2 protein-coding genes and 1 pseudogene are annotated in these 1,851 nt (G+C 48.7%); 2 read left to right on the top strand and 1 reads right to left on the bottom strand.

The annotated features are described in order from the left end of the window. Window positions 1–688: 688 nt before the first annotated feature. Window positions 689–832, bottom strand: coding sequence for a transposase (locus tag JUK32_RS28585; protein WP_375541542.1), 144 nt, complete (start codon window positions 830–832; stop codon window positions 689–691). Window positions 833–1,105: 273 nt separating this feature from the next. On the opposite strand from JUK32_RS28585, the pseudogene JUK32_RS00585 reads away from it, so the two are divergent. Together JUK32_RS00585 and JUK32_RS28580 are read left to right on the top strand one after the other, a co-directional pair. Then, a pseudogene (locus JUK32_RS00585) lies at window positions 1,106–1,501 on the top strand (IS4 family transposase); the annotation flags it as partial. A 122-nt stretch (window positions 1,502–1,623) separates the two neighbouring features. Next, entirely contained in the window at window positions 1,624–1,797 is a 174-nt protein-coding gene (locus tag JUK32_RS28580) for a tetratricopeptide repeat protein (protein WP_375541541.1), read from the top strand. Window positions 1,798–1,851: the final 54 nt, after the last annotated feature.

Genomic DNA, 1,851 nt, shown 5'->3' with positions numbered 1-1,851 from the left:
AATTGCGCTAGGAATCCTTGAAGACCTTGCTGTACAAGCATTTCAGCGATTTCTTTCGTTATTTCGCAACAAGCCTAATGGTAAGTCTAGGCAGTAGCGCGATCGCTTTCGCCATTGTGGAGGTTGTCACCGATCAGCTCGCACTAAACAATAGCCTCCCGCAACTGGCTATTGTTGCACTTACGTTCTGCGCCGTTAGCAGCGCTGGCTTACTGATGCGGGGGCGATACCCACAACGCCATTCTTAACCAAAGATCTCTATTCCTTCGACCTGCAATAAGATTCGCCATCATCCACTGACGTAAAACGTCGAATACCAATACACGACCCAATCACGATTTCCAAAATAAACCGCTAGCAGACAGCCCAACAGCCTTTTCCGAAAAATCTTGCCCAAAAACGCGACCTAAGACCAGCAACATCAAGATTTTCCTGCCTCCAAAAATCACCCTTATGATCAGCACCAATGCCATCACCCCACACCGCATAAATCTCATTATGAGACTAATGCCGCCCTAATTTAGTCTCATAATGAGATTTATGCGACTAAATTCGTCTAAATGCAAGTCTTTTTGCGAGACTCACTGGGCTTTTAGTTGGTCTAATTTTATTTTTGGTTAATCTCAATGTAAGTCTTGCTCTGTGGAGGAAATAGTAGTGCTTGCGTGATGCCAGAACCAGTCCAACATTACGCAGATCGAGCCTTCCTCCACCAAAAGCGGCGACGAGTATCGACAAATGTGCCGCAACTGCTGCATTGTTTAATGCCGCGTACGCGAATGCGGCGCAGTTTTGTTTCACCGCAGTGGGGACATTGGGCCTGTTGAATCATCATGTGCCTTCAGACTAGAGATATTAGGACGACTGCTACTACAGTCTTATCTTGCCGATCTAGTCCCTTTATCCACCCCCAAGACACTACCTAAGTCGTCCTTCAGACCGCCCTGAAAATCTGGGAAAATACGGATGCGATCGCCCCCTCGCCAATGGGTGATGTGATCAATTCCCTAAGTGTCTACCCCCCCGTCTCAGAACGGGACAGAAAGCTTGGAAATTATGTGAGGTTGGGGTTTCATCAGAATCACCACAATTCACAAGCAACCCCATGGCTGACTATAAAGAACTGAGAAAGACGCTCCAAGAACATTTCCCCTGGCACAGGGCGCGACTTTCGTTTCTGGCGTTGTTTCTGCTTGCCCTGATCAAAGTAAAAACCGTCAATCTGAGTGAGTTAGCTTTAGACTTCGGGGGTTGTGCGCTGAGTGAATGGAAAGATCAACGCCTCCAGCGCTTCTTTCGGGGATTTGACCTGGATCACTCAGAAATTGCTCAAGTGATGGTGACTTGGATGCAAATTCCTCAACTGTGGGTTTCGAGTATCGACCGGACGACCTGGGAGTTTGGCAGTCGGTGCTACAACATCCTGACGCTGGATATTGTGCACGAAGGCGTGACGTTTCCGGTACTGTCGTGGATGCTGAAAAAGAAGGGAAATTCCAATTTCATGCCAAGCGCCTGACCATGACGCGGCTCATGACGAGGTAGATAAAGGTTTCCGAGATCTCTGGCAACTGCTCGTAATCGCGCACCAGACAGCGGCAAAATCACGGACGAACCGAAGCGATTCGCCTCAATCTCAACGATCGCGACGCCTACAATGATCGCGCTGTGGCTTACAGTGCACTCGGCGACTTCGATCAAGCCCTAGCCGACTTTGATGAGGTCGTGCGCTTATCGCCTGATGACCCATTGGGCTACATCAATTATGCTGGTGCTAAGGGATCTGCAACTAAATAAAGTACCCGTTCAATCCGGTTTCGACTTCGCTCAACCTACCAGTATCGAGAGTTG

The sequence above is a fragment of the Halomicronema sp. CCY15110 genome (genome assembly GCF_016888165.1).
Taxonomy (GTDB): domain Bacteria; phylum Cyanobacteriota; class Cyanobacteriia; order Phormidesmidales; family Phormidesmidaceae; genus Halomicronema.
This window is presented reverse-complemented; position numbering and strand designations above follow the sequence as displayed.

Excerpts from the sequence above, each read along its gene's own strand:
- JUK32_RS28585 (WP_375541542.1), bottom strand. The coding sequence starts at position 832 with ATGATTCAACAGGCCCAATGTCCCCACTGCGGTGAAACAAAACTGCGC.